Source organism: Rothia sp. (in: high G+C Gram-positive bacteria) (assembly GCF_030540545.1).
In the GTDB taxonomy this organism is placed as follows: Bacteria; Actinomycetota; Actinomycetes; order Actinomycetales; family Micrococcaceae; genus Rothia.
Map to the genome: position 1 here is coordinate 15063 of NZ_JAUNVZ010000002.1, position 26255 is coordinate 41317.

General features: G+C 57.5%; 24 protein-coding genes and 1 tRNA gene. 19 read left to right on the forward strand and 6 right to left on the reverse strand.

Annotation, left to right across the window (positions count from 1 at the left end):
* Positions 1 to 107 precede the first annotated feature (107 nt).
* On the reverse strand, positions 108 to 1145 hold the full coding sequence (locus Q4P78_RS01745) for a 6-phosphofructokinase (RefSeq protein WP_303338590.1): 1038 nt from the start codon (positions 1143 to 1145) through the stop codon (positions 108 to 110).
* Between the two features lie 305 nt (positions 1146 to 1450).
* On the reverse strand, positions 1451 to 2650 hold the full coding sequence (locus Q4P78_RS01750; RefSeq protein ID WP_303338591.1) for a pyridoxal phosphate-dependent aminotransferase: 1200 nt from the start codon (positions 2648 to 2650) through the stop codon (positions 1451 to 1453).
* Positions 2651 to 2977: 327 nt separating this feature from the next.
* On the opposite strand from Q4P78_RS01750, the gene Q4P78_RS01755 reads away from it, so the two are divergent.
* The 10 genes from Q4P78_RS01755 (at position 2978) to Q4P78_RS01800 (ending at position 10456) form a co-directional block, all read left to right on the forward strand.
* Positions 2978 to 3050 (forward strand) — tRNA-Trp (locus Q4P78_RS01755).
* 112 nt (positions 3051 to 3162) lie between these two features.
* Entirely contained in the window at positions 3163 to 3438 is a 276-nt protein-coding gene (gene secE, locus Q4P78_RS01760) for a preprotein translocase subunit SecE (RefSeq protein ID WP_303338592.1), read from the forward strand.
* Between the two features lie 56 nt (positions 3439 to 3494).
* Positions 3495 to 4253, forward strand: a complete 759-nt coding sequence (nusG, locus tag Q4P78_RS01765; protein ID WP_303338593.1) for a transcription termination/antitermination protein NusG — start codon at positions 3495 to 3497, stop codon at positions 4251 to 4253.
* Positions 4254 to 4713: 460 nt separating this feature from the next.
* The gene (gene rplK / locus Q4P78_RS01770) at positions 4714 to 5142 is read left to right on the forward strand and encodes a 50S ribosomal protein L11 (protein WP_303338594.1); all 429 of its coding nucleotides are present in this window, start codon (positions 4714 to 4716) and stop codon (positions 5140 to 5142) included.
* A 137-nt stretch (positions 5143 to 5279) separates the two neighbouring features.
* Positions 5280 to 5975, forward strand: a complete 696-nt coding sequence (gene rplA, locus Q4P78_RS01775; protein WP_303338595.1) for a 50S ribosomal protein L1 — start codon at positions 5280 to 5282, stop codon at positions 5973 to 5975.
* A 191-nt stretch (positions 5976 to 6166) separates the two neighbouring features.
* The gene (locus Q4P78_RS01780; protein WP_303338596.1) at positions 6167 to 7147 is read left to right on the forward strand and encodes a dicarboxylate transporter/tellurite-resistance protein TehA; all 981 of its coding nucleotides are present in this window, start codon (positions 6167 to 6169) and stop codon (positions 7145 to 7147) included.
* Between the two features lie 121 nt (positions 7148 to 7268).
* Entirely contained in the window at positions 7269 to 8366 is a 1098-nt protein-coding gene (locus Q4P78_RS01785) for an ABC transporter ATP-binding protein (protein ID WP_303338597.1), read from the forward strand.
* A 321-nt stretch (positions 8367 to 8687) separates the two neighbouring features.
* Positions 8688 to 9212, forward strand: coding sequence for a 50S ribosomal protein L10 (rplJ, locus tag Q4P78_RS01790; protein WP_303338598.1), 525 nt, complete (start codon positions 8688 to 8690; stop codon positions 9210 to 9212).
* A 123-nt stretch (positions 9213 to 9335) separates the two neighbouring features.
* Positions 9336 to 9710 carry a 50S ribosomal protein L7/L12 gene (gene rplL, locus Q4P78_RS01795; protein ID WP_303338599.1) on the forward strand — a complete coding sequence of 125 codons (375 nt, stop codon included), beginning with the start codon at positions 9336 to 9338 and terminating at the stop codon, positions 9708 to 9710.
* Between the two features lie 221 nt (positions 9711 to 9931).
* Positions 9932 to 10456, forward strand: a complete 525-nt coding sequence (locus tag Q4P78_RS01800) for a GNAT family N-acetyltransferase (RefSeq protein ID WP_368660887.1) — start codon at positions 9932 to 9934, stop codon at positions 10454 to 10456.
* Between the two features lie 67 nt (positions 10457 to 10523).
* Here Q4P78_RS01800 and Q4P78_RS01805 read toward each other — a convergent pair whose 3' ends face one another.
* The 4 genes from Q4P78_RS01805 to moaA form a co-directional block, all read right to left on the reverse strand.
* A complete protein-coding gene (locus Q4P78_RS01805; RefSeq protein WP_303338601.1) occupies positions 10524 to 11783 on the reverse strand; it encodes a molybdopterin molybdotransferase MoeA in 1260 nt (419 codons plus the stop codon).
* Between the two features lie 36 nt (positions 11784 to 11819).
* Positions 11820 to 12431, reverse strand: a complete 612-nt coding sequence (locus Q4P78_RS01810; protein ID WP_303338602.1) for a molybdenum cofactor guanylyltransferase — start codon at positions 12429 to 12431, stop codon at positions 11820 to 11822.
* An 80-nt stretch (positions 12432 to 12511) separates the two neighbouring features.
* Positions 12512 to 12781, reverse strand: a complete 270-nt coding sequence (locus Q4P78_RS01815; RefSeq protein WP_303338603.1) for a MoaD/ThiS family protein — start codon at positions 12779 to 12781, stop codon at positions 12512 to 12514.
* A 15-nt stretch (positions 12782 to 12796) separates the two neighbouring features.
* Entirely contained in the window at positions 12797 to 14008 is a 1212-nt protein-coding gene (moaA, locus tag Q4P78_RS01820; protein ID WP_303338604.1) for a GTP 3',8-cyclase MoaA, read from the reverse strand.
* 290 nt (positions 14009 to 14298) lie between these two features.
* Here moaA and modA point away from each other — a divergent pair, with 290 nt between their 5' ends.
* The 9 genes from modA (at position 14299) to narH (ending at position 26250) form a co-directional block, all read left to right on the forward strand.
* The gene (gene modA / locus Q4P78_RS01825) at positions 14299 to 15117 is read left to right on the forward strand and encodes a molybdate ABC transporter substrate-binding protein (RefSeq protein ID WP_303338605.1); all 819 of its coding nucleotides are present in this window, start codon (positions 14299 to 14301) and stop codon (positions 15115 to 15117) included.
* 145 nt (positions 15118 to 15262) lie between these two features.
* Positions 15263 to 16141 carry a molybdenum ABC transporter permease gene (locus Q4P78_RS01830; protein ID WP_303338606.1) on the forward strand — a complete coding sequence of 293 codons (879 nt, stop codon included), beginning with the start codon at positions 15263 to 15265 and terminating at the stop codon, positions 16139 to 16141.
* 117 nt (positions 16142 to 16258) lie between these two features.
* The gene (locus tag Q4P78_RS01835) at positions 16259 to 17704 is read left to right on the forward strand and encodes a molybdopterin molybdotransferase MoeA (protein ID WP_303338607.1); all 1446 of its coding nucleotides are present in this window, start codon (positions 16259 to 16261) and stop codon (positions 17702 to 17704) included.
* A gap of 124 nt (positions 17705 to 17828) precedes the next feature.
* Complete coding sequence (gene moaC, locus Q4P78_RS01840; protein WP_303338608.1) at positions 17829 to 18320, forward strand: cyclic pyranopterin monophosphate synthase MoaC; 492 nt, start codon at positions 17829 to 17831, stop codon at positions 18318 to 18320.
* Positions 18321 to 18343: 23 nt separating this feature from the next.
* Positions 18344 to 18865 (forward strand): molybdenum cofactor biosynthesis protein B, encoded by a 522-nt coding sequence (locus Q4P78_RS01845; RefSeq protein ID WP_303338609.1) that lies wholly within the window; start codon positions 18344 to 18346, stop codon positions 18863 to 18865.
* A complete protein-coding gene (locus tag Q4P78_RS01850; RefSeq protein ID WP_303338610.1) occupies positions 18852 to 19337 on the forward strand; it encodes a molybdenum cofactor biosynthesis protein MoaE in 486 nt (161 codons plus the stop codon). Before Q4P78_RS01845 ends, Q4P78_RS01850 begins: the two co-directional genes overlap by 14 nt.
* A 104-nt stretch (positions 19338 to 19441) precedes the next feature.
* Entirely contained in the window at positions 19442 to 20797 is a 1356-nt protein-coding gene (locus Q4P78_RS01855) for a ThiF family adenylyltransferase (RefSeq protein WP_303338611.1), read from the forward strand.
* Between the two features lie 78 nt (positions 20798 to 20875).
* A complete protein-coding gene (locus Q4P78_RS01860; RefSeq protein ID WP_303338612.1) occupies positions 20876 to 24634 on the forward strand; it encodes a nitrate reductase subunit alpha in 3759 nt (1252 codons plus the stop codon).
* Entirely contained in the window at positions 24634 to 26250 is a 1617-nt protein-coding gene (gene narH / locus Q4P78_RS01865; RefSeq protein ID WP_303338613.1) for a nitrate reductase subunit beta, read from the forward strand. The genes Q4P78_RS01860 and narH overlap by 1 nt, the downstream gene beginning before the upstream one ends.
* Positions 26251 to 26255 lie beyond the last annotated feature (5 nt).

Genomic DNA, 26255 nt, shown 5'->3' on the forward strand with positions numbered 1-26255 from the left:
AGAGCATAAAAGCTAGCACAGAATATAAAAGACCGCGGGTCTTTCGGAACCTTCCGAAAGACCCGCGGTCTTTGCTCTACAAAGCTATCTGAAGAGCTATCTACAGCTTAGCGGCCGAAGAGAACAGCTGCCTCTTCCCAACGATCCAGAGGCACGGTCTTCAAACCGTCCAGTGCCTCTTCCAGGGGGACGTAGCGGACCTTGGTGCCCTGAACGGAGACCATCTTGCCCCATTCCTTCTGAGCCACCATATCCACAGCACCCATGCCCAGGCGGGTTGCCAGCACACGGTCAAAACCGGTGGGAGCGCCACCGCGCTGAATATGACCCAGAATGGTGTTACGGGTTTCAATACCGGTCAGGCGCTCAATCTCGTGAGTCACGTAGTCGCCAATACCGCCCAGTCGGGGACGGCCGTCAGCCTCGGTACCCTTATTTGCCATAACGTCCTCAAAGCCCTCGGGGATAAAGCCCTCAGCCACAACCACCAGGGGAGAACGACCGCGATCGTGTACTTCCTTAACCCATTGCGCAACCTGCTCCATGGAGACCTTCACCTCGGGAATCAGAATAGCGTGGGCACCGGCAGCCATACCGGAGTGCAGCGCAATCCAACCCACGTGGCGACCCATAACCTCAGCCACCATGCAACGGTGATGAGACTCGCCGGTGGTGCGAATACGATCCATAGCCTCGGTAGCAATGGAAACCGCGGTGTCGAAACCGAAGGTGTAGTCGGTTGCGCGCAGGTCATTATCAATGGTCTTGGGCACGCCGATCACGGGCAGACCAGCATCAGCCAGGCGCTTAGCGCCCGCCAGGGTGCCTTCACCGCCAATAGCAATAATTGCGTCAATGCCGTGACGCTCGAGCATGAGCTCAATATTCTCAGCGCCGCCCTTGGGACCGTCGAAGGGATTGGTGCGGGAGGTGCCGATAATGGTGCCGCCCTGGGATGCCAGGCCGCGGACCTTCTGGCGGGGCAGATCCATATAATCGCCCTCGACCACGCCGCGCCAGCCGTCGCGGAAGCCGACAAATTCGTAGCCGTACTTCTTAACGCCGTTGAGCACGGCGCCTCGAATCACGGCGTTCAGGCCGGGGCAGTCTCCACCGGAAGTGAGCAGACCAATCTTCTTAGACATGCTATCCCTATCTGTTGTGTTGTCGCGCCCGGGGCATTAGGGCACCGGAGCGTAGATATAGTTATGCCTCCACTCATTCCCTGATGCGGTGATGCTATGCGGTGGGAACGGCGGAGGCCTTTCTCGTTATTTCTATTTTATCGCTTTTGAAGCATAAACGATAGGGTTAGTTCTACCTGTTTTCCTTCAGCGCAGACCCTTAGCCGCGCTAGACAGAGGGAAAAGAGGGCGCTACAGCCTAAGGAAGCGGGTATAGAAACACGGGGCCGGAAAACCGACCCCGTGTTACCGAATCTAAGAGTTATTTAGCGGGCGCTACCGAGCAGCTTCTGCAGACGAGCAACACCCTCCGCCAAATCCTCATCGCCCAGGGCGTAGGACAGGCGCATATAACCGCTGGGGCCAAAAGCCTCACCGGGAACAACAGCAACCAGAGCCTCATCCAAAATAACGGATGCCAGCTCCGCGCTGGTCTCGGGGCGCTTACCGGCAATTTCCTTACCCAGCAGCTCACGCACATCCGCGTACACATAGAAGGCACCCTTAGGGGTGGGGCAGTGCACGCCCTCAATAGCGTTCAGGCCCTCAACAATAGCCTTGCGGCGGCGGTCAAAGGCAGTGTGCATTTCTTCCACCGCGGACAGATCGCCTGCAACAGCGGCAATAGCGGCGCGCTGAGCAATATTGTTCACATTCGAGGACAGGTGAGACTGCAGGTTCGAGGCGGCAGCAATAACGTCCTTAGGACCAAACATCCAACCCACACGCCAACCGGTCATTGCGTAGGTCTTCGCCACGCCGTTAAGTACCACGCAGGTATCGGCCAGAGCCGGCACAGCCTTCAGAATGGAGGTGAAGGGAACACCGTCATAGGTCAGGTGCTCGTAGATTTCGTCGGTAATGACAAAAATACCCTTGGACAGAGCCCACTGACCGATAGCTTCGGTCTCCTCCGGGCTGTAGACAGCGCCGGTGGGGTTAGAGGGGGAGACGAAAATCAGTGCCTTGGTGGCGGGGGTGTAGGCAGCCTCCAGCTGCTCTACGGTGACCTTATAGTCCTGCTCGCTGCCGGCAAAAACCTCAACGGGGTTACCGCCCGCCAGGCGAATTGCCTCGGGGTAGGTGGTCCAATAGGGTGCGGGCAGCAGTACATCATCGCCCTCATCAATGACGGTGGCAAAGGCTTCGTACACTGCCTGCTTGCCGCCATTAGTAATAAGTATCTGGGAGGGGTCGATTTCTACACCGGAGTCGCGCAGAGTCTTTGCTGCAATAGCCTGCTTCAGGGGCAGCAGGCCGGATGCGGGGGTGTAGCGGAAGTTGCTGGGGTCGTTGAGTGCTTCGCGTGCCGCTTCGACAATATAGTCGGGGGTTGCGAAGTCCGGCTCGCCCGCGCCGAAGCCAATAACGGGCTTTCCTTCAGCCTTGAGTGCCTTCGCTTTGGCGTCCACAATCAGGGTCGCGGAGGGGGCGATGGCGCCGATGCGGCGGGAGATTCGAGTCATGGTGCACTCGCTTTCAACTGGTGGTTCGGGGTGCGTGTGGCTTCAAGCCGTCTTTTAAGTCTAGCCCGCTTAAGGGTGTTTAGAAAAGCGTAGGAGTGCTTTTTAGACTCTTTTTATCAGGGGAATTTCTCACATTGTCTCTCCGAGGCGGGGTGAAGCGAGAAACGAGGCGGTGCGCTCGCGGGAGGGTATCTAAAAAATTTTTAACTTTTTTACTGCATCGGCTTGCAAATGCTCTTTTATATGCGCTAGAGTTGTGTATGCACCCGCTAGGGTGTTTTAGTTTGCACTGGCAACGGTGTAAACGCCACGGAAAGCAATTTCCATAGGGTGGTGGCTCAATTGGTAGAGCAGCGGTCTCCAAAACCGCAGGTTGCAGGTTCGAGTCCTGTCCGCCCTGCTTTTAGCCTCAATGAAGCGCCATACGCCCCGGTTCTATCGGGGCGTATGTTGTATAGCGAACTTTGAGTGTGTACATGTGTACATCGGATTACAGGGAAGGAGCTAGGCTGATGGCCAAGGCGACTACTGTTGATACTGGTGCCCTTGAAGCCGCAGAAGGCCAGGGCTCCAAAGACCTGGGTTTCTTCGCCCGCATTATGCTTTACCTGCGTCAGGTAGTCGCGGAGCTGAAGAAAGTCACCGCTCCCACCGGCAAAGAGCTTGTCGCGTACTTCGTGGGCGTTCTGGTGTTTGTGATTTTTATGCTGCTGCTAATTTCCGGTCTGGATTATGTGTTCGGTCAGGGCGCGTTCTGGATCTTTGGCAACGGCACTCTTGAAGGCTAAGTTCGAGTCTCCCGCAGCGGGAGGTTCTACGGTAACGATTAGAAAGTAGGTGCATTGTGTCCGAGCAGGAACTGGCAACCGAAATTGAAGAACTCGAGGCCGAGGCCCTCCCCGGCGCCGAGCAGGTTGAGCTTGATGAAGACATCTTCGAGCTGAACGAAGAAGAATCCGCAGAAGAGACTGAGGCTGAAGAAGCAGTCGAGGAAGCTGTGGAGGAATTGGATCCCCTGGAGGAGTTCAAGTCCAAGCTGCGCCGTCAGATCGGTGACTGGTACGTGGTACACACCTACTCCGGTTACGAAAACAAGGTCAAGACTGGTATTGAAACCCGTATGGTCAACCTCGAAGCTGACGACGAGATTTACGAGGTTCAGGTTCCGACCGAAACTGTGACCGAGTACAAGGATCAGAAGGAAAAGACTTTCCGCCGCGTGCGCGTGCCCGGTTACGTTCTGGTTCGTATGGAAATGACCGACCGCTCCTGGGGCGTTGTGCGCCACACCCCCGGCGTGACCGGTTTCGTGGGTCAGGATGCCTACAACCCGGTTCCTCTGCGCATGGAGGAAGTCTACGATATGCTGCTGCCGGTCTACGAAGAAGAGCGTCAGAAGCAGGGTCTGCCTGTTGCTCAGCCCGTGGTTGAGTCCGATTATCAGGTGGGCGAGAATGTCCGTGTGAAGTCCGGTCCGTTTGAGGGTATGGATGCAACCATTTCCGAGATTAAGTCTGAATCTCGCCAGGTTGTCACCCTGATTTCCGTCTTTGAGCGCGACACCCCTGTGACTCTTGAGTTCTCTCAGATTGAGAAGATCTAAGACTGTTACTTAAAAATATCCGTCTCGGCTTTCCGGGGCGGATATTTTTATACCCTCCCACAGCTGTCGCATGGTGTGCTATCCGTTCTTCCGTGTATTCAGATAGAATGAGCGGAAGAGATAAAGGTTGAGCCAGCCTAAAAGAGGACTGGAGGCGCCCTAGCGCCGGAAGGACGGGACGAGCTGGCGAACGCCTTTATCTCGAACGCACCCTACCGGACTTTCTTTTGCGCGCAGTGTGCATCTGCCTCAATACTTCAGTATCTATGCCTCCGCTGCACGAAGCGTTAAACACTTAAAGACCCACATAGTGGATTAAGACGAGTATTAACGCTAGAATGTTTGTTTGTGTGTACGCACGACACGCTTTCGTGTGTGACACGGGTAGTCGCGCCACGACTACCACCCGCCGACGTCACGCTCCTGTGCGTCGGTTCCCAGCTAAGAAAAGGACCTAACATTGGCTCCCAAGAAGAAGGTCACCGGCCTTATTAAGCTGCAGATCCAGGCAGGCGCCGCTAACCCGGCTCCCCCCGTCGGCCCCGCACTGGGTTCGCACGGTGTGAACATCATGGAGTTCTGCAAGGCGTACAACGCTGCAACCGAGTCGCAGCGCGGTAACGTGATCCCCGTTGAGATTACCGTTTACGAGGATCGTTCCTTCACCTTCATCACCAAGACCCCTCCGGCTGCTGAGCTGATCAAGAAGGCTGCTGGCGTTGCTAAGGGTTCCGCTGTTCCTCACACCACCAAGGTTGGCTCCCTGACCGAGGCTCAGGTTCGTGAGATCGCAGAGACCAAGATGCCCGACCTGAACGCGAACGACATCGAGGCAGCAGCAAAGATTATTGCTGGTACCGCTCGTTCCATGGGTATCACCGTCGAGTAATACCGTTTTCGGTTCTCGAGGGTAACCTCACGCGGTGAATTCCGCACCAAGACATGTAAATGCCCACGGTGATAATCGTGGGATGTGGCAGAGTCAAGCGCGGCTCATAGACCACAACTGCACAAGGAGATAAGCAGATGGCAAAGCGCAGCAAGGCGTACAAGGCAGCTGTAGCCAAGATTGAAGAGGGTAAGCTCTACACCCCCGCAGAGGCAATTGCCCTGGCGAAGGAAACCTCTTCCACCAAGACCGACGCAACCGTTGAGGTTGCACTGCGTCTGTCCGTTGACCCCCGTAAGGCTGACCAGATGGTTCGCGGTACCGTGAACCTGCCCAACGGCACCGGTAAGACCGCTCGCGTGGTTGTTATTGCTGCAGGCGATAAGGCTGCAGCAGCTGAGGCAGCTGGCGCGGACTTCGTTGGTTCCGATGAGCTGATCGCTAAGATCGCTGGCGGTTGGACCGACTTCGACGCAGCAGTGGCTACCCCCGACATGATGGGTAAGGTTGGCCGCCTGGGTAAGATCCTGGGTCCCCGTAACCTGATGCCGAACCCCAAGACCGGCACCGTGACCATGGATGTTGCAAAGGCTGTTGCTGACATCAAGGGCGGTAAGATTGACTTCCGCGTTGACAAGCACTCCAACCTGCACTTCATCATCGGTAAGGCTTCCTTCTCTCAGGAAGCTCTGGTGGAGAACTTCAACGCAGCTCTGGAAGAGGTTAACCGCCTCAAGCCCTCTTCTTCGAAGGGTCGCTACATTTCCAAGGCTACCGTTGCTACCACCTTCGGCCCCGGCATTGCTGTGGACCCGGCTGACGTTGCTGCATAATCAGTAGCTTAAAGCGCGAATAGCTTATAAGAACCTCCCGTACGGTGTACCGTGCGGGAGGTTCTTTGTATATGCCTTGGTGCTATCTGTGATGTGGCAGGTGCGGGAATGAATTCCGGGGCGCCGGGTTGATATTCTTAGCTGTATAAAGCCCGTTGTACGCTTAGCCTGTTATGAAAGATGGATCGCCCATGAGTTCAGCACTCCCGTTAGCCGAATCCTCTGCGGCACCCGCGCGCCCCTGGATGATTCCCACCTCTTATTTTTCGGTGGTGCTGGGTACTTTTGCTCTGGGTCTTTCCTGGCGTTACGCCTTCTCGGTCTCTAACACTCCGGCGTGGGTGGGGGAGGGTATCCTTGGCGTGGCGTCTTTGCTGTGGCTGGTGCTTGTGGTGGTCTTTGGGCTCAAAGTGTTTAAACGCCCGGACGCTGTCCGTGCCGAGCTTGCTGACCCTGTGCTGTGCTGTTTCCTTTCCCTGATTCCCATTACCACTATTGAGCTGGGCGTGGCTTTGCTGCCCTATGCGCGTATGCTGGCTCAGACGGTGATTATTGCTGCGGTCATTGCTCAGCTCGCCTTTGCCATGTACCGCGTGCCGGGGCTTTGGCGAGGAAAGCACACTATGGAGGCGACCACCGCGGTGCTGTACCTGCCTACCGTGGCGGCTAATTTTGCCTCCTCGGCGGCTCTTGCTAGCGCTGGCTGGAGGGATTGGGGCATGCTCTTTTTCGGTGCGGGCCTTTTCTCCTGGATCAGTCTGGAGGCTGCGGTTCTAAGCCGTATGCGCACTTTGGGGTCACTGCCGGCACCTATGCGCGGTGTGTGGGGTATTCTGCTTGCCCCGCCTTTTGTGGGAGGTAACGCCTATATTCTTGCCAATGGGGGAGAGGCGGATACCTTATTCCTGATTCTGACCGGCTACGGTGCCCTGCAATTTCTTTTCCTGGCGCGCTTGCTGCCGTGGACTCTACAGGCCGGGTACACCATGAGCCTGTGGGGTTATTCCTTCGGCCTGGGTGCGAGCGTGTCGGTGGGCTGGCATCTGATTCATGCGGGGGTTGTGCCGGCTTTGGGCTGGGGCCTGGTTGTTCTTTCTACCGCTCTGCTGGCTGTGCTGTGGGGTGGTGTTGCCGTACTGGCTGTGCGCGGGCGGCTGCTGGTTAAAGGTTAGAGAGGGCTCTTATCTTTTGCGCCTCTCATGTTCTTCCCCGTAGAGAGGGGTTTATACTCTCGCAAGCCGCCCTTATCTTTCGTGTCCAATAGTGCCCGCTTTGTAGGTCATAATAGGGCGTATGAGCACTTTGTCCCTCACTAAGCACAGCGAAGCAGAAGGTCTGTGGATCCGCGGCGTTGCCAAAACCTTCGGTAAAGCTACCACCGTGTTGCGCGATATTGACCTACACACAGCACCCGGCGAACTCATCACCATTATGGGCACCTCCGGCACCGGCAAGTCCACCCTGTTGCGTCTTATCGCAGCCTTGGATGCACCCACTGCGGGAACCATTCGCTACGACGGAAAGCTGCTGCGCCCCGGTCAGGTGGGGTTCGTCTTCCAAAAGGCAATTCTCTACCCTCATTTGAGTGTGCGCGATAATATTCTCTTCCCCGTGCGCCTGAAAGGCTTCGAGGGCGAAGTGGACGAAGAGTACCTTGCCCAGCTGCTGGATATCCTCAAGCTCACCGGGCTGGAAGAACGCAAACCCGCTGAGCTTTCGGGCGGTCAGCAGCAGCGTGTGGGTATTGCTCGCGCCCTGATCCGCAAAACCCCGTTGGTGCTCTTTGACGAGCCCCTGGCGAGCGTGGATGAAGAAATGAGTGCCAGCATTCGCGCCGATATTGTGCGTCTGCACCGCGAATTTGGTTTTACGGCGTTGTATGTGACCCACGATCAGAATGAGGCGCTTCAGCTCGGTCACCGTGTGGCGGTGATGGACGCCGGCGTGGTGATTCAGGTGGACACCCCGCGTGAAATCCTCGCCAACCCCGCTAGCATTCAGGCAGCGCGTTTAACCGCAGCCCCGGCATTGAACGAATTGCGCATGGAAGGCAGTGAACACACGCTGGCAATTCGCGCCACCGCCTTCCAACGTGCGGCAGAAGCAGGGGAGAATGTGCTCACCGGTCGCGTGCAGGAAGCCACCGCGCGCATTGGCGGCATGCTCTACGAGGTGGAACTATCGGCAGGGCAGAAACTCACCATCGACAGCGGAGAAGAGATCACCCTGTCCGCCCAGCGCCTGCAAGTCTATGAGCCCAGTGCCTACGAGCCGGTCATGTACGAAACCGGTCAGCAGGTCAAAGTCAGCGTAGCCCCGCACGATTGCTTTATTTTTGACGGCTCAGGGCACCGCCGTGCCTATCTGAACCGCACGCCCGATAACGCTTAAATCCGTGTGGTGCAGGAATTTAAGTGATTAACCGCGCTTAAGCCCCCTTTAACTTGCTAAAGGGGGCTAAAGCATGGGATGATGATTAGACCAAAGACCGCCGGTCTAGAACTATGTCTACAGATACTCTGCAGGCGCAGTTCTGATAAGAGTGAATACTTCCCAGGAAGAAATCACCACCCGCGTAGGTGAATAAGAAACTGAATAACCACTGCCCGTTATGCGCGCAGTACGTTATCCCGTGCCTCTTCACTTACGTGCAGAGGCATTTTTTATGCCTCGCGGTACCGGCGACTTACAAGAATCGGAAGAAGGAATACCATGGCGACTCAGGAAAAAATCGCTGCAGTAGCGGAGCTGAAGGAACTCTTCGAAGCTTCGAACGCAGTCATCCTGACCGAATACCGCGGTCTCACTGTTGCACAGCTCAAGGAGCTGCGTCGTGCACTCGGTGCAGAGACCGAATACGCCGTGGTGAAGAACACGCTGGCTGCAATCGCAGCTAAGGAGTCCGGCATCGACGCATTCGAAGGCCAGCTCCAGGGTCCCAGCGCATTGGCATTCATCAAGGGTGACATGATCGATGCTGCAAAGGGTCTGCGTGACTTTGCCAAGGCTAACCCCCAGCTGATCGTTAAGAGCGGTTACTACGAAGGTGCTGCTCTGTCCGAGGACGACGTCAAGCGTTACGCTGACCTGGAATCCCGCGAGGTTCTGCTGTCCAAGGTTGCAGGCGGCGCAAAGGGTGCAATCGCAAAGGTTGCACGTGCAGTCGACGCCCTGCGCATCAAGCTGGAAGAGCAGGAAGGCGCACCCGCTGCTGCCGAGGAGACCGAAGAAGCATAAGCTTCTCTCCGCTCATCAGCGCGTACCATACGGTACACCCCATAATTTTGGCTCACGTTCCATAACGCGAGTTCTACAAAACCAGAACGCGGGTTTTCCGCACTGACATGTAAGGAGCCACAAATGGCTAAGCTGTCCATCGCAGAACTGATTGATGCTTTCAAGGAACTCTCCCTGGTTGAGGTTTCCGAGTTCGTCAAGGCTTTCGAGGAAGAATTCGACGTTACCGCAGCTGCTCCGGTTGCTGTTGTAGCAGGCGGCGCTGCAGGTGAAGCTGCAGAAGAGAAGTCCGAGTTCGACGTTATCCTCGAGTCCGCTGGCGACAAGAAGATCGCAGTGATCAAGGAAGTTCGTGCCCTGACCTCCCTGGGTCTGAAGGAAGCTAAGGACCTGGTTGACGGCGCACCCAAGCCGATCCTCGAGGGCGTTTCCAAGGAAGACGCAGAGAAGGCTAAGGAGCAGCTCGAGGGCGCAGGCGCAACCGTTACCCTCAAGTAATCGACTTCTTCTCGATTCTTTCCGCCAAGGCGGCACCGTACACGGTGCCGCCTTGCGGCTTTAAGCACGTGAATGTTTGGGAAGAGCTCAGAAATAGGTCGTATAGTGTCAGGTCGAGACGTAGAATAGAAGACATGACTGACATCATTATTCGCTCATACACCCCCGCTGATAAGAGAGCAACCGCAGCTGTTCTAACTGAAGCGTTTAAGAACGACCCTATGCTTCAATATGTTTTCAAAAACGCTGAGGATACTCTCAACGCCTATATCAGCATGCAACTTGAACTCAATAGCGGCGATAATGGCGCTATTGACCTGGCGGTGAATACTCACGGCGAGATTCTGGGTGTTGCCCTGTGGGAGGCTCCGAATCGACCGGGTAGCCTGGCTGAGGATCTGAAAAATATTGGGACTTTTATGCGTATGCTGGGCCCGCGCCGTTTTATTCGCGGCGTTATTCAGGAGCTGACCCTGCTGCACTATCACCCGAAATTTGAGCACTGGTATTTGAATATGATTGGTGTGTCCACCTCGGCTCGTGGCCTGGACGTGGGTACTGCTCTACTGGAGCACGGTATTGCGCGTCTGGACGGTGTGGCGGCGTACCTGGAATCTTCCACCCCCGATAGCGCGGCACTCTATGCTCGTCAGGGCTTTGTGCCGGTGGGCGGTTTTGGCAAGAGGTTCCCGGGTACGGCGATGTTTTACCCGGCAGCTATGCCCAAGCGTAGCACCAAGCACTAATTATCTCAGCTGTCATAAAAGCGGGGGCTGTGTATCGAAGCGATACGCAGCCCCCGCTGTGTGCTCTTTAGAGTACAGGTAGCACCGGCACGCTCTGACCGGGGGAGTACTCTTCCGGTCCAAGCAGAGCCAGGTGGGTGCTGCGCGCGAAGGATGAGAGCATATGGGAGGCATGTTTGGGCAGCGCTCCCACAGCCCCACCACTAGCTGCTACGGGCACCAAGCGTTGGAAGGTATGCGCTTTTGCCTTCCTGAAGGGCGCAATGGGTGTGGAGAGCGGCATGGTTTCTAGCTGCGGCATGGTTTTACCGTAGATACCGGCAAGGAGCGGTGGCAGGTAGGAGCAGAGGGCCGTGTAGGCAGCCAGGGGGTTACCGGGCAGGCCGAGCACTACACCTCCGTGACCGGTACCCAGGTTATTGGCGGGTGCCGGCAGGACCGCGGCGAGGGCGGGGTGACCTGGGCGGATATCCACGGATTCAAAGAGGTAGCTGGCGTTGGCTCGTGCCAGGGCGGTGCGCACCTGGTCTACTCCGCTGGTGGAGGAGCCGCCGGTGAAGATCATAATATCGGCGTAGGAGGTGGCGAGGAATTCGTCCACTCGGTGCGGGTCGTCGGGTAGACGTACAGCATCTAGGGCGGTGAATCCGGCGGATTCGACCATGGATTCCATATAGGAGCCGAAGGCATCGCGCACCTGGCCGGGGCCGGGCAGACCGCTGGTGATCACCTCATTACCGGTGAAAGCGAATTGTACGGTGGGGCGGGTAAAGACGGGCAGTTCATCAAAGCCATTAACGCTTAAGAATGCCGCCATGCGCGCGGTAATGAGGGTGCCTCGTTCAGCCAGTAAATCACCGGTGGCTAGCTCACTGCCAGCGTAGCGCATATCAGCGCCGGGGGCGGGCACGGGGCGGTTATCCGCCATGGTGATATAGGTATCTGCGCCTTGGGTGTAGGAGGTGGAGTGTTCGGTGCGCACAATGGCTTCGGCGCCTGCGGGCAGCAGACCCCCGGTGTAAATGGGGGTTGCTTGACCGGAGGTTAGCGGTAGGGTCACGCGGTGAATATTGGCGCGGGAATCATCCGGGTATTCGGGCACGATCAGGCGCCAGGGAGCGGGACCTGCGATAGCGTAGCCGTCCATGGCGGAGGAGTCATAGTGGGGGATGGGCAGCATGGCGCGTAGGTTCTTTGCCAGGGTGCTGCCGATGGCGCGGCGCAGCGGTAGATGTCGGATGGGCTGGCTGTACAGGCGCTGGCCGGCGCTATAGAGGGTTTCGCGCGCGTCGTTCCAGCTTAGCGCCGGGGGATGATCGTAAGACATAGCTGTTTTCTTGTGCGTGGGTAGGTAGGAGGGAGTTTAGAGGTATTCGGTCCAGGCGGGCTGGGTGAAGCCGAGCTCGTGGGCCTGCTCCCAGGTGTCCACATCGCGGGTGGAGCCTGCGGGTAGTTCCAGCGCCTGCGGCTCTAGTTTGCGCAGGAATCGACGTACGGAGGCGTCGGTCGTACCGCGAGCAAAGCAGACGCGCAGGGGCTCAAAACGGTAGATTCCAATCAGAGGCTGGTAGACGCCTTCGGAGATACCCCAGAAGCCGTTCAACTTAGCCGGTGCGCTCTCTGCGTGCTCAAGCAGCAGCTGTACAGCCGGAGCCACCAGGGGAGTGTCCACCCCCAGAATCAGACACCAGGGCGCCGGCTCTTCACCGGTAGTTTCATAGTGGGCTGCCAGTGCTTCGAGCCCGGCGTGAATGCCGGCTGCCGGGCCGCTAAAGGGCGGGTCTTCGCGCGTGTGCAGAGTATCAGCCGGTACGGGCAGGCTGCCTGGGCCTACGACCACGCGGGCGCGGGCGGCGGAACTTGCTGCCAGGGCGCAGTCGAGCAGGGTGTTTTCTCCATTGGAGAGGCCCGCTTTGGGGGTGTGCTCCAGGCGGGATGATTTGCCACCGGCGAGGATGAGCGCGCTAAAGTTCATAGCCCTTATTAAAGCCCAGGAGCCCCGTATCTGCATAGGGGCTCTGTGACTTTATCCTCTGTGCGCGGCTAAAGGCGTGCTTATCCACCGGCAAAGGGCGGGAGTACATCCACGCGCAGACTATTATCTGTCAGGGTAGCGTTGGCTTCGGAGCGCTGACCGTTGATCAAAAAGGAGCACTGCTCCATTACCTGAGCCAGGGTCAGCCCCGAGGGGGTGGTGCCGGTGTAGTGCTGCCCCAGGTGATCAATGAGAGCCTGGAGGGTAGCTTCGGGCAGTGCCTCCAGCTCGACGGCAGCCTGTGCGGTGCCGGCTGCGGCGCGTGCTGCGGCAAAGAAATAAACCTGCATGAGAGTCCTTGAGTATTAGCCGCCAATGGCGCTCATGGAGCGGCTTGCCTTGGCGAATTCTTCAATAGTAAAGCTATCGCTATTCTTACCGTGGGCTCGGGGCTTGAACCACATGCCTTCACGCCAGCGCAATGCCAGCTCTTCATCGCTCGCGCCGGAACGAATCAGTTCCATAAGGTCCGTTTCGGTTTGTGAGAAGAGGCAGGAGCGAATTTTGCCGTCTGCGGTTAGTCGCGTGCGGGTGCAGGCGCCGCAGAAGGGTTCGGTCACGGAGGCAATAATGCCTACCTGTCCCAGGGATTCGCGACCGTCAACGGGGAAGCCGTCTGCGTCCAGTTCGGTACCCAGGGGGTAGACTTCCCAGAGCTGGGCGGGGGAGTCGCCTCGTTCAATACTGGTGGCGCCCAGTACGAAACGCTCGGAGAGCAGCGCACGAATCTGGGCAGCGGTAATGGTGCCTTCGCGGGTCCAATTATTATCCGCGTCCAGTGGCATCTGCTCAATAAAGCGCAACTGGTAGCCGCCCTGTAGCGCCCAATCCAGCAGCTCGGGTGCCTGGGTATCGTTGACTCCCGGCATGAGCACCGCATTGATTTTCACGGGGGAGAGTCCCGCTGCTGCGGCGCCTTCTACTCCTCGCAGCACTGAGGCGAGCTTATCCCTGCGGGTGAGCTTGGCGAAGGTTTCGGGGCAGATGGTATCCAGGGAGACATTAATACGGGTCATGCCAGCATCGACCAGTGCTTGGGCGCGCTTTTCTAGGCCGATACCATTGGTGGTCATTGCCAGGGGCACTTCGGGGTGTAGAGCGTGGATGCCGGCAATAATATCGACCAGATCGGCGCGTACCAGGGGTTCGCCACCGGTAAAGCGGATTTCTTCAACGCCCAGCTCGCTAATGGCTACATCTGCCAGACGAATGATTTCTTCGGCGGAGAGCAGGTTGTCTTTGGGCAGCCATTGCAGTCCTTCGGCGGGCATGCAATAAATGCAACGAAGATTACATTTATCGGTCAAGCTGATGCGCAGGTCGGTGGCGATGCGTCCCGAATTATCTAAGAGGGGTCCGGAGTTTTTGAGTTTGACCGGGAAAGGAGCCTGTTTTTGGGGCTTCGACTGGTTTTCGGGCGCAATGAATCCGCCCATGTTATCTTCCGCAGAAGATAAGGTACGTAACGTAGGCCCTGCAATCAGTTGCGAGGTGCCCGAGCTAGGGGTGTATGCCATAGCAACCTTCATAGAAATTTCGCATCGAAGAGACGATAATACGATTATTCCACGATTTACGGCTTTGCGTAGGTATGTTACACATAAGTTCGCTCCCAGAAGCGAGCGAGCTTAGACACAGAAGATAGGGTGAGTTTTTACTGAGGTTAGCCTCTGTGATGAATGCCCCCTGTCATAAATGTGTAAATAGCATTAAAGCAATGAACTGAATCGTAGAATACAGATTAGTTAGACACTCATGCTCTAGCGTTCTGTCCCTTAAATTTGGCGATATTAAAGGAAATATCTTCATGAAGAACACTTTCAAGGCTGCCGGTGTTGGTGCAGCTCTGTTCGCATCCCTGGCAATGACCGGCTGCGGTGCACCCGCCAACAACTCCTCCTCCACCGCTACTGCATCCTCCTCTTCCTCCGCAGCAGCAGTTTCCGGCGAGATCAAGGTCTTCGCAGCAGCATCCCTGCGCCACGCGGGCGAGGACCTGTCCAAGGCATTCAAGCAGTCCCACCCCAATGTAAACATCACCTTCAGCTACGAGGGTTCCTCCAAACTGGTTCAGAAGATCGAGCAGGGCGAAGAAGCAGACCTGCTGATCACCGCTGACCAGAAGAACATGAAGAAGGCAACCGCCCTGAGCGAGTTCGAGGGCGCAACCCCCTCCGTGATCGCAACCAATAAGCTGGTTCTGGTCACCGCCGAGAACAACCCCGGCAAGATCAACTCCCTGGATGACCTGAAGACCACCGAAGGCACCGTGGCAATCTGCAAGGAAGACGTTCCCTGCGGTACCCTGGCACACAAGGAACTCAAGGAACACGGCATCGAGCTCAAGAGCGCTTCCACCGAAGCAAACGTGGGCGCAGTGACCACCAAGGTCACCACCGGCGCAGCAGATGCAGGCTTCATCTACACCACCGACCTGGCATCCGCTAAGAAGGACGGCAAGAACCTGGGCTCCGTCGAGCTGACCGACATCGAGAAGAACGAGTACCCCGCAGCTCTGACCAAGCACGGCTCCTCCTCCGATGCAGCGAAGGAATTCTACAAGTGGCTCGAGTCCGAGGAAGCTAAGAAGATCCTCAAGGACTACGGTTTCGAGGCTGGCAAGTAAGCCATAGTCAGAGCACACTCTGGCTCAAGCTAACGGGGAGGTACGCTAGAGCGCCGGTTCATACCGGTTACCCCGGCGTGCCTCCCCGTTAGCCTATGCACCGTTCCCTATCACACATCAGCACCCCCTCAGAATGAGAAAAACAGTGAGTCACACATCGGCAGAAAGCATTAACCGCGAACACCGCAAAGCCCTCTACGCGGGCCCCTTTAGCATTGTTCCGCGCTATTTTATGATTCCCGCAGCCATTGGCTTCCTCTTTATTCTCGGACCCCTGGTGGCGCTGCTGGTCAATATGCCCTTCGCCAAACTCGATAGCATTATTGACGAAGAGGTGCTGGGCGCTACCCGCCTATCCCTATACACCGCCTCCATCTCAACGCTGATTTGCGGTGTGCTCGGCGCGCCCCTGGCTCTGCTACTCTCCAAGGTTATTGACCGCTCGCGCGTTAAAGCCGTGGGTAATGTGCTCTACGCGGTCATCTACACCCCCATTATTTTCTCTCCCGTGGTCTCTGGCCTGGGTCTGCTCTTCTTCTGGGGTCGTAAGGGCATGATCGGTGCCTGGCTTTATGAACAGGGCGTACGCATTACCTTTACTACCACCGCGGTGATTATTGCCCAGGTCTTTGTGGCTCTACCCTTCTTTGTCGCCAGCGCCGTGACCACCCTGCAGGCAATCCCCAAAGAATACGAGGAGATTGCCCGCGTGGAGGGGGCGAGCCCAGGCGAAATCACCTATAAAGTCCTGCTGCCTCTGGCAGCTCCCGGTATCTTTACCGGCTTCCTGCTTTCCTTTGCCCGCGCCCTGGGAGAATTCGGCGCCACCGTTACCTTCGCAGGCAATGTGAAGGGCAAAACCGAAACCATCCCGCTCAATATTGACCTAGCCATTAGTGGCGGCACTATGAGCTCAGCCCTGGGTAGTGCGCTCATGCTCATTAGCCTGTACCTGTGCGTCTTTGGCCTGATCGGTCTATTCCGGTTCGTTAAGCATATGCGCAGCGCTGCCTCTCGCCGCTAGGCACAGGTTCAGAAGAAGTATTTTTAGACGATAATGACTGCCGGATAAAAGCTTATCGGCGTTACTATGGATATAACGGCGTACAAACGTCACCAGCCACAGATACATCGAGGAATCATGGTCTCTACATTGATTGCACCGGGTCTACCCGCCCCCGCATTTGAGGGCGTGCCCACACCGCACGAATACCGCGAATATCTATCCCTGCTGCTGAACACCCTCTTTGTGGCGCGCACCGATCGCGTGCCCCTCTCCGAAGCAAACGGTCGTATTCTTGCCCAGGATATTAGCGCCCGCATGGACGTACCCAGCTTCGATAACTCCCAAATGGACGGCTACGCCCTGACCGCAGGAGCCGCAGAGCGCGAAAACCGCCTCTTTACCGTGGGTCGCGAAATCCCCGCCGGTAAGCCCCTGCTGCGCTCGCGCGCCAGCGACGATTTGACCTACCCGATTATGACCGGCGCGCCCATCCCCAAGGGCTACGACCTGGTGATCCCCGTGGAGCAATCCGAACGTATTGAGTACCCGGATCTACCCGAATCCTACGGCCGTCCTTCCGAGACCATTAAGCTTGCTACCGGTACGGTTGGTCAGTTCGTGCGCCGCAAGGGCGAGGATGTGCAGGCAGGTCAGCTGCTGGCTCGTCGCGGCGAGCGCATTACCCCCGCCCTGGTGGGCACCCTGGCGGCTCAGGGATACTCCCATGTGCCCGTCAATGCTGGCCCGCGCGTGCTGGTGTGCACCGGTGGCGATGAGATTCGCTCCGAACTGGATAACCCCCAGGTACGTGAGGAACTGGAACCCGGTCAGATTTATGATGCTAACGGTCCCATGCTTGCTGCCCTGCTACAGGAAGACGGCGCTACCGTGCACCGCATTGCCATTGGTGATAACCCGGATGCCCTGGTGGAGCGCCTGCGCCGCGAATGCGTGGATTTCAAGCCCGATATTGTGCTTACCTCCGGCGGTATTAGCCACGGCAAGTACGAGGTCATGCGCCTGGCATTAACCAAGAGCGCCCCCGCTCTGGGTCTGCCCGTTATTACCAATTGGTTTGGGCACGTCAGTCAGCAGCCGGGCGGCCCTCAAGGCGTGAGCGTGCTGGATATTGACCTGCACACCACCGAATTGCGCCCCCTGCGCGCCACCGGCACCAAGGGCCAGCTGATTCCGATTATTTCGGTTCCCGGTAACCCGGTGAGCACCCTCATTTCCTATGTTATGCTGGTGCGCCCGGTGCTGCGCAATGAGCTGCTGCACGGGGTCAAGACTTCCGAGCATCAGGCGCGCCGAGCTGTACTATCCCTGACTCATCTGCCTGAGGTGGACCGTGTACACGGAACTCCCGCGGCGAAGACCCAGTTTATGCGCGGTACCCTCAAGAGTGTTGAAGTGGAGCCGGGCGTGTACCGTCACGAAGCCCAGCCGGATTTGCACGCGGGCTCGCATCTGCTGCATCGCGCGGCGGAGGCGGATATTCTCATTGAGATGGAACCCAATACCACCTATACCGGTGGGGAAGTGGTGCGCTACTATCCGCTGCGCTATCCCGCGGTCTAAAACCTATGCTTAGTCGGTGCAAAGGTGCTTTGAGCGCCCGCACCGACTAAGCTTATATATACGGCATGAAGCGTAATTCGCGCCTGTATATGCCCTTCACTACACCCCGCGCAGAAAGAACAGTATGAGCACTGACGAACAGCCCCAAAACCTCACCCATGTGCGCGCCGATGGCTCTGCTCATATGGTGGATGTAACCGAGAAGAATATCACCACCCGCACCGCTATTGCCGAGGGTTTTGTCCGCACCCGAGCGGACGTGATTGAGAAAATTTTTGACGCCAATCTGCCCAAGGGCGACGCCCTGCCGGTAGCGCGCGTGGCGGGTATTATGGGTGCCAAGCGCACTCCCGAGATCATCCCCCTGTGCCACCCGCTGCCCCTGGGTAAAATCACGGTTGATTTTGAACGCGGTGAGGACTTTGTGCGTATTGAGGTCTCGGTCAAGACCCGCGGTGTCACCGGTGTGGAAATGGAGGCACTGACCGCCGTATCCTCTGCTGCGCTCACCGTTTTCGACATGATTAAGGCAGTGGATAAGTACGCTGTCATTGAGGGTATTCGCGTACTGGAAAAGTCCGGCGGTAAGTCCGGCGACTGGTCGGTAGAGCGCTAAAGCCGATACTTCAAGGAAAGAGCATGTCTAAAGAACCTTTTGAATTCTCCCGTCCCCTCACCGCCGTGGTGATTGTCGCTTCCACCCGCGCAGCCCGCGGCATCTACGAGGATCGTTCGGGTCCCATTGCCGTTTCCTGGCTGCGCGAACAGGGCTTTGAAACCCCCGACGCTATTGTGGTTGAGGACCGCGCCATTGGCGAGACCTTTGACAAGCTGGTGCGCGAGGGTAAGGCCAATGATTCTCTGCCCACCGTGATCCTCACCAGCGGCGGCACGGGTCTCAATAGCGATGACCAGACCGTGGAGGCAGTGCTTCCGCACCTGGATAAGGAAGTTCCGGGCGTCATGCACGCCTTCTGGACTCAAGGTCTAAAGAACACCCCCTCGGCGGTGCTCTCTCGCGGTGTGGCCGGTGTGATTGACCGCAGCTTTGTTATGACCCTGCCCGGCTCGCGCGGTGGAGTTAAGGATGGCTGCACCACCCTAGAGCCGCTTCTGGAACATATTCTGCGTCAGCTGGAGGACTACCATGACCACGATTAATCACGAAGGCTTTACCTCCGGAGAGCCCACCGGCTCCCTGGTGGTCTTCAGCGATATTACCGAGCAACCCCTAGAAGAGCTCTACGCAGCTGCTAAAGAGCAGGTCATGACTGATGCCATGGGCGCCCTGGTGATCTTTGACGGCATTGTACGCAACCACGACCACGGTTCGGCGGTCAACGGTTTGAGCTATAGCGCTCACCCGCAGGCTAAGGAATTTATGGCCGAGACGGTTGCCTCCGTGGCTGCTGAGTTGGACGGCGTGCGCCTGTGGGCGGTACACCGTGTGGGTCCCATTGCCATTGGCGAATCCGCTCTGACCGTTATGGCAGCAGCCGCTCATCGCGGTCGCGCCTTTGACGCCTGCGAAATGGTTGCCGATCGCATTAAGGCTCAGGTTCCTATTTGGAAGGAACAAAAGCTGCACGATGGCTCCATTGAATGGGTCGGTATCGATACCAACCCCAGCTAAAGATAAGGATGGCGGGTGTACTGCAGGTGCACCCGTCCTCTTCTCTTTAATTCACCCTGCACCCCGGATAGAGGGGACGCCAAACTAGCGAGTGAGAGGGTTTTATGTCCCAGGATTTTCAGCTTCCCTGCCCGGTGAGCCCGGCAGCGAATGTTCAGCTGAGCGAGGCTGAACAGCGCTACTATTCGCGTCAGATTCTGCTGCCCGAGATCGGTATGGATGGACAGCGTGCGCTCAAAGCCTCCCGCGTGGCGGTTCTGGGCGCCGGTGGGCTGGGCGCCCCCGCGCTGCTGTACTTGGCGGGTGCCGGGGTGGGGCAAATCCTCATTATTGACGATGATGCGGTAGAGACCTCCAATTTGCACCGCCAGGTGATTCACTCTGCCTCCCGAGTGGGCACTTCCAAGGCAGATTCTGCCGCCCAGAGCCTGCGCGAACTCAACCCGCATATTTCGGTGAGCGTGGCTAAAGTTCGCCTGGATGCCTCCAACGCCCTGGATCTGCTTTCCGGCTACCACCTGGTGCTCGATGGCAGCGATAACTTTCCTGCACGCTATGCTCTCTCTGAGGCCTGCGCTGCCCTGGGTATTCCCCATGTGTGGGCGGCGATTTTGGGTTTTGATGCTCAGATGAGTGTCTTCTGGGCGGCGCGCGGCGTGCGCTATGAGAGCCTGTACCCGGCTGCTCCGGCTGAGGGTTCGGTACCTTCGTGCAGCACTGCGGGAGTGATGGGTGCGCTCGCGGGTATTGTGGGTACCTCCATGGCTCTGGAGGCTATTAAGCTGCTCACCGGTAGTGGAGAGACTCTGTTGGGATCCCTGGCGAGCTTCTCTGGTTTGAGCGGTCAGTGGGAGTATGTGCCCCTTGCTCTGGGGGAGCCGGTGGCGCCGAGCGCTCTGAGCGTCTCAGGCTCTGTGCAGGCGGGGGAGAGCGAAAAAAGTGACCTGCCCTCTCAAGCGAGTACTTATGCATCATTAACAGCTAGTTCGGTCTTTAAGAGTGTCGAGCAAGGTAATACTAATGATGACCTTCCCGTGACTTTTGAAAAAGAGAATGAGGGAGGAAAAGAGAGCCGCACCACTGAAAAAACAGTGGAAAGTGGTGTGAATTTAGTCACGAAAAACTCGCGACATAAGCTAAGGGAAATTTCCCCGCAGGAACTGAAAATACTGCTGAAAGAAGGTCAAATAGACCTTATCGATGTGCGTGAACGCGTGGAGTTCCAAGCCTTCGCTCTGCCCGGGGCGGTTAATCTTCCGCTGACCGAAATTATGGAAGCGGCAAAAAATGGCACCCTGGGCGCGATATTCCGCCAAAGTGTCAGCAAAAATTCTCATGCTCTCGTGTTATATTGCACCGGTTTCACTCGTACTATCCCTGCAGCAAGGGAACTTGAGCCTTATACTAAGGCTCCCCTATATATTTTGCGGGGTGGAGTTGCTGCCTGGCTTACGGTTTAAATAACCCTTAAGCTGTGCTCGATTAGAACACACTTTTATATTGTATTTTTTAGGCGGAATTTCCGATATATTAGCGGTATGGAACAAGCAGCACAGATTAAGGGTTTGGACAACCCTCAGGTTAAAGGACCGGATGGTCCGCTGACCGATCAGCTCATTAAATTTGGTCGGTTCTTCACTAAATGGGATCAGACCGAGGACGGCCGTGCGGTCTTCCGCCAGGGCGGTCGTAAGGCTGATTCCTTCTACCGCGATCGCTGGAGCCACGATAAAGAAGTGCGCTCCACTCACGGCGTTAACTGCACCGGTTCTTGCTCCTGGAAGGTGTATGTCAAGGACGGCATTATCACCTGGGAAGCACAGCAGACTGACTACCCCTCGGTAGGCCCCGATCGCCCCGAGTACGAGCCCCGCGGCTGCCCCCGTGGTGCATCCTTCTCGTGGTACACCTACTCTCCCACCCGTATTAAGTACCCCTACGTCCGCGGTAAGCTGCTCGAGGCATACCGTGCCGCTCGCGCTATCCATCCGGACCCCGTGGACGCATTCCACGCTGTGGTATCCGACCCGGCAGTGCGCAATAGCTACATCACCGCCCGCGGTAAGGGTGGTCTGGTGCGCTCTACCTGGAACGAAGCTATTGAGCTCGTTGCAGCAGCGCACGTGCACACCATTAAGGAATACGGCCCGGACCGCTGCATCGGCTTCTCCCCGATTCCGGCAATGTCCATGGTCTCCCACACCGCAGGTAACCGATTCATCCAGATGATCGGTGGCGTTATGACCAGTTTCTACGACTGGTACGCTGACCTTCCCGTGGCATCCCCCCAGGTCTTCGGTGACCAGACCGACGTGCCCGAGTCCGGCGACTGGTGGGACGCACGCTACCTGATCATGTGGGGTTCTAACATCCCCGTGACCCGTACCCCTGACGCGCACTGGATGGCTGAGGTCCGCTACCGCGGTACCAAGGTTGTTGCTGTCAGCCCCGACTACGCGGACAACACCAAGTTCGCCGATGAGTGGCTGCACGCACAGGCAGGTACCGACGCGGCTCTTGCAATGGCAATGACCCACGTGATCCTGAAGGAATTCTACGTTGATAAGCGCGTGGAGTTCTTCGAGGACTTCTCCCTGACCTACACCGACCTTCCCTTCCTGGTGACCCTGGAAACCCGCCCCGACGGCACCAAGGTTCCCGCAAAGTTCGTCACCGCAGCAATGCTTGCTGGCGAGAAGAACCAGGAAAACGCAGAGTGGAAGCCGGTGCTCATGGACCGTGCAGACGGTCAGGTCTTCGTACCCAATGGCACCATCGGCCACCGCTACTCCGAGTCCGATCAGGGCAAGTGGAACCTCAAGCTGGACGGCCGTAAGCCCATTCTCTCTATCCGTGACCTGCCCCAGGGCGAGGCAAAGGCAGTTGAAATCAAGCTGCCCACCTTCGATAACCCCAAGGGCAATGGTGACGTGGTCACCCGCGGTGTGCCCGTAACCTACATCGAAGGTATGGAAGTTACCACCGTCTTCGACGTGATTCTGGCTCAGCACAGCGTTGGCCGCCCCGGCATCCCCGGCGTATGGCCCACCGGCTACGACGATGCATCCGTGCAGAACACCCCCGCATGGCAGGAAGAAATCACCTCCGTGGTTCCCGAAGCTGCTATTCGCGTGGCACGCGAGTTCGCACAGAACGGTATCGACTCTCACGGTCGCTCCATGATCATCTTTGGTGCTGGTATCTGCCAGTGGTACCACGCTGACACCACCTACCGTGCGATTCTCTCCCTGCTGAACCTGACCGGTTGCCAGGGCCGTAACGGCGGCGGTTGGGCTCACTACGTGGGCCAGGAAAAGGCTCGCCCCATTACCGGTTGGTTCCACCTCGCAAACGCTCTGGACTGGATTCGCCCCCCGCGCACCCAGCCCGGTACCTCCTTCTGGTACATGCACACCGACCAGTTCCGTCAGGACGGTCACTCCACCGATTACATCCAGTCTCCGCTGGGTAAGGGCGAGCTGCGCAATGTGCACACCGCCGATGTGGTGGCTCGTTCGGTGCGTATGGGCTGGATGCCCTTCTTCCCCCAGTTCCCCGAGAGCTCTCTGGATCTGGCGGATAAGGCAGAGGCAGCAGTCCAGGCAGGCACCGCAACCAGCCACGCTGATTACGTTGCACAGCGCCTGAACTCCGGCGACCTGTCCTTCTCCGTGGAAGACGTGGACAACCCCGTCAACTGGCCCCGTACCCTGGTGCTGTGGCGTTCGAACCTCTTCGGTTCCTCCGCAAAGGGCGAAAGCTACTTCATTAAGCACCTGCTGGGCACCATGGACAACGTCCAGGGCGCAGACCACAAGGACTACCCGCCCAAGGAAGTTAAGTGGCACGACGAGGCACCCCAGGGCAAGTTGGACCTGCTGGTTACCGCGGACTTCCGCATGACCAGCTCCACCCTGCTCTCCGACGTGGTTCTGCCGGCTGCTACCTGGTACGAGAAGCACGATATCTCGACCACCGATATGCACCCCTTCGTGCATGCCTTCTCCCCGGCAATCGACCCGCCGTGGGAAGCTAAGACTGACCACGAGACCTTCAAGGCTCTGGCATACGCATTCTCGCGTCTGGCAAAGACCCACCTGGGTACTCGTAAGGACATTGTCTCCCTGGCTCTGCACCACGACACCCCGCAGCAGATTCAGCAGCCCGGCGGTCACGCACCGGACTGGAAGCTGGATCCGAACATGGTGGGTGTTCCCGGTAAGAACATGCCCAACTTCATGACCGTTGAGCGTAACTACGGTGCTATCTACGATATGTACACCACCGTGGGTCCGCTGCTGGATAAGCTGGGTACCACCATCAAGTACGTGACCGTGGATATTAACCACGAAATCACCAAGCTGGCTGAAGAGTTCGGCGTGATGGATTCCGGTCACGCTGCAGGACGCCCCGCCCTGGATACCGACACCAAGATCGCAGAAGCAATTCTGTGCATCTCCGGTACCTCCAATGGTGAGGTTGCTCTGAAGGGCTTCAAGGAGCTGGAGAAGACCACCGGCGTGCACCTGATCGACCTGGCTGAGGGTAACGAAGAAAAGCGTATTACCTTCCCCATGACCCAGGCAGCACCCGTGCCCGTTATGACCAGCCCCGAGTGGTCCGGTTCTGAAACCGGCGGCCGCCGTTACGCTCCGTTCACCGTGAACATTGAGCGTCTGAAGCCCTTCCACACTCTGACCGGTCGTATGCACTACTTCCTGGATCACGACTGGATGCACGAAATGGGCGAGGCTATGCCGATTTACCGCCCGCCGCTGGATATGGCGAGCCTGTACAACGAGCCGGAAATCGGCACCGTTGAGGATAACGGCAAGGGCCTGTCCGTGGCTGTGCGCTACGTGACCCCCCACAACAAGTGGTCCATCCACTCCCAGTACTTCGACAACCAGCACGTGCTCTCCCTGCACCGCGGTGGTCAGGAAGCCTGGATGAGCCCCCAGGACGCCGAGAAGATTGGCGTCAAGGACGGCGAGTGGATCGAGTGTGTGAACATGAACGGTGTCTTTGTCGGTCGCGCTATTGTGACCCACCGTATGCCCGAGGGCGTCATGTACGTCTACCACGCTCAGGAGCGTGTGGTCGGTACTCCTAAGTCCGAAACCACCGGCAAGCGTGGCGGTATCCACAACTCGATGACTCGTATCCTGGTCAAGCCGACCCACCTGATCGGTGGCTACGCACACCTGGCATACGCCTTCAACTATCTCGGTCCTACCGGCAACCAGCGTGACATTGTTTCCTATGTCCGCCGCCGCTCTCAGGAGGTTACCTACTAATGCGTGTCATGGCACAAGTTGCAATGGTGATGGCACTCGATAAGTGCATCGGCTGCCACACCTGCTCCGTGACCTGTAAGCAGGCATGGACCAACCGTAGCGGTACCGAATACATCTGGTTCAACAACGTTGAGACCCGTCCGGGTCAGGGCTACCCCCGCCGTTATGAGGATCAGGAGAAGTGGAAGGGCGGCTGGACGCTGAACAAGCGCGGTCGTCTGGAGCTCAAGAGCGGTAACCGCTTCAAGAAGCTGTTCACCATCTTCGGTTCCCCGGTTCAGCCGACCCTCTCGGATTACTACGAGCCCTGGACCTACGAGTACAACCAGCTGATCGAGGCTCCCCTGGGTGATGACTTCCCGGTTGCAAAGCCGGTTTCCTCCATCACCGGTCAGGATGCAAAGATCAAATGGGGTGTGAACTGGGATGATAACCTCGGTGGCGCACCCGAGTACGGTCACCTCGACCCGCTGGTTGAGAAGGTACGCAAGAAGTCTGAGGACAAGATTAAGTTCGAGTTCGAGCAGACCTTCATGTTCTACCTGCCCCGTATTTGTGAGCACTGCCTGAACCCCTCCTGCATGGCATCCTGCCCCTCCGGCGCTATCTACAAGCGCGAGGAAGACGGCATCGTGCTGGTTGACCAGGACCGCTGCCGCGGTTGGCGCCAGTGCGTGACCGGTTGCCCCTACAAGAAGGTGTACTTCAACCACAAGACGGGTAAGGCTGAAAAGTGTACTTTCTGCTACCCCCGTATTGAGGCCGGTATCCCGACCGTCTGCTCCGAGACCTGCGTGGGTCGTATGCGCTACATCGGCATCTTCCTCTACGATGCTGACCGCGTGACCGAGGCAGCATCCGTTCCGGATGAGAAGGACCTCTACGAGGCTCAGCTCTCCCTGATGCTCGACCCGCACGACCCCGAGGTTATTCGCGAGGCTCGCAAGGCAAACATTCCCGATGAGTGGGTTAAGGCCGCTCAGAAGTCGCCCGTGTACAAGCTGGCGAAGGAATGGAAGGTGGCTCTGCCCCTGCACCCCGAGTACCGCACCATGCCCATGGTTTGGTACGTGCCGCCGCTGTCTCCGATTGTTGACCTGCTCCAGGAGCAGGGCCACGACGCGGAGAACCAGGGTAACCTCTTCGGCGCGATTGACGCACTGCGTATCCCCGTGGAGTACCTGGCAGAGCTGCTGACCGCAGGTGACACCGAAGTGATTACCCGCGTGCTCAAGCGCCTGGCTGCAATGCGCTCCTACATGCGCGATATTTCGCTCGGTGGTGTGGGTAAGGAAGAGATCGCTAATGCTGTTGGCATGACCGGTCAGGAAATGTACGAAATGTACCGCCTGATGGCTATCGCTAAGTACAATGAGCGTTATGTGATTCCTAAGGCTCATATGGAAGACGCCCACAACCTGGAGGAAATGGGCTGCTCCCTGAACGTTGATGGTGGCCCGGGCATGATGTACACCGACGCCTTCAACGATATGACCGATCGTCCGGTTCCCGTTGCTGGTGGCGTGTACGCAACCAATAACAAGGTCAGCCTCTTTAGCTGGGATGGTACCTCTCGTCCGGATGGTCTCTTCCCCGATACCTCCGGAAAGAAGTAATAAAC